The following is a 1624-nucleotide window of genomic DNA, read 5'->3' as shown; positions in this document are numbered from 1 at the left end:
CCTTGCTACGAAAATAAGTAGCGAGGGCGTGAACCTTGACAAACAGGCTTTCAACGCCTCATGAAAAACCATCGCAGCACAAAAAGCGGCAGGCCAAAACCTGTCGCCGGCCGAAGTATGGTACAGTGGGAATCAGCCTGGTGCCACCACAAAGTACCCCAGCTTTTGCAGTTCGTTCACCATACGGCTGGCCCGTTTGCGCTCACTTTGTTTTCTGCGGATCTCAAAACAGTCTTCGTTGTATGGAGAACCTGTCTTCAACATCGTGTAAATCAGCGCCAGCAGTTTGCGAGCCAAAGCAATCGTTGCACGTTTAGCGCCCTTCCGCTGTTTTATCCTCCAGTACCAACCGGAGAGGTACAAGCTTCGTTTTCCGGAGATGACCCATCCCACCTCGCAGAGCATACTCTTCAGATACGGATTACCTTTGTTAATGTGAGCACTCTTGCGTTTTCCGGCACTCTCGTTGTTACCGGGACTCAAACCGGCCCAGGAGCATATATGCTGGGAATCCGGAAAGGCACTCATATCGGTACCAATCTCCGCGATAATGGCTGCTGCCGCAGTTACATCAATGCCCGGTATGGAGCACAGGAGGCTCAATGCCTCTTCGTGCTTTGTGATCTCTTTCGTAATAGCGTCCTCCACAGTATGGCGGTGCTGTTCAAGCGCTTCCAAGTGCCCAAATATCATGCGAAGAAAGCCGCGCTGGTGCTCCGAGAGCGAACCGTTCAAGGCAATCAGTATTTCGTCGATACGTTTCCGGGTCTGCGTTTTCAGGCACCGGTCCAGAGCTTCCCGCGAAATATTTCCGTATTCCATGAGATGACGGATGATGTTTCGCCCGGAAGCGCCAAATGCGTCCGACAGAAACGCTGTGAAGCGGAAACCGGAGCTTTGCAGAAATTTATCGATGCGATTCTTTTGGGCGGTAATGTCGCGAACGATGCTCTTACGATACCGGGTCAGATGCCGCAGTTCCCGGAAGGTCTTATCTGGGATAAAACTTCCCTTTAGTAATCCGGCACGGAGTAATGTGGCGATCCATTGCGCGTCCCGCATATCCGTTTTACGCCCAGGCACATTCTTCATGTGGCGGGCATTCACAACCAGAATGCTGATCTGCCCATCAAAACATGGCTCCAGCATTTCGTAAATAGGCTGCCAGTAGATCCCGGTGCTCTCCATAGCGACATAGCGGCACTCTGCTTCCAACACCCAATCCCGCAGTTTCCACATTTCCGGGATAAGTGTGCTGAAGGAGCGAATCTCGATTTCCGGATCGGTGCCCAGTTCACCTTTGGCAAGACAGGCAACAATAACGTCACGATGAATATCCAGTCCCATGGCGCAGGTCAATATGTCTTGCATCAAATCCCTCCCTGAATTATGCAGGCTGGGAATTGCCCGGGTGGGTATCCGAACTTTGCTACTCGTGCTCTTCACTTATGTGACGCAACATACTGCTGTTCTCTTGGGCAACTCGTCCACGTTGAACAAACGGGGTGAAAATCCACCAAGGTGCAACCGGACTACGCCTGCTGTCTTCAGTTTAGCAAATCCTTCGGTTAACGCACAGACTATATTTTCATTCTCAGCTGTGATGGCATTTCATGAGGCGTTG

At 51.4% G+C, this 1624-nt stretch carries 1 protein-coding gene; it reads right to left on the bottom strand.

Annotation, left to right across the window (positions count from 1 at the left end; all coding sequences use genetic code 11):
• Positions 1-132: 132 nt before the first annotated feature.
• On the bottom strand, positions 133-1371 hold the full coding sequence (locus tag WMO64_RS16990; protein WP_349232762.1) for an IS110 family RNA-guided transposase: 1239 nt from the start codon (positions 1369-1371) through the stop codon (positions 133-135).
• Positions 1372-1624 lie beyond the last annotated feature (253 nt).

Origin of the sequence: Pseudoflavonifractor intestinihominis (assembly GCF_040096055.1) — a bacterium.
Classification (GTDB): Bacteria; Bacillota; Clostridia; order Oscillospirales; family Oscillospiraceae; genus Pseudoflavonifractor; species Pseudoflavonifractor intestinihominis.
Note: the sequence above shows the minus strand (reverse complement) of the source record. Positions and strands in the feature narration are given on the sequence as shown.

Bases quoted from the DNA above. Each gene is read 5' to 3' on its own strand.
- WMO64_RS16990 (WP_349232762.1), bottom strand. From the start codon at position 1,371: ATGCAAGACATATTGACCTGCGCCATGGGACTGGATATTCATCGTGAC.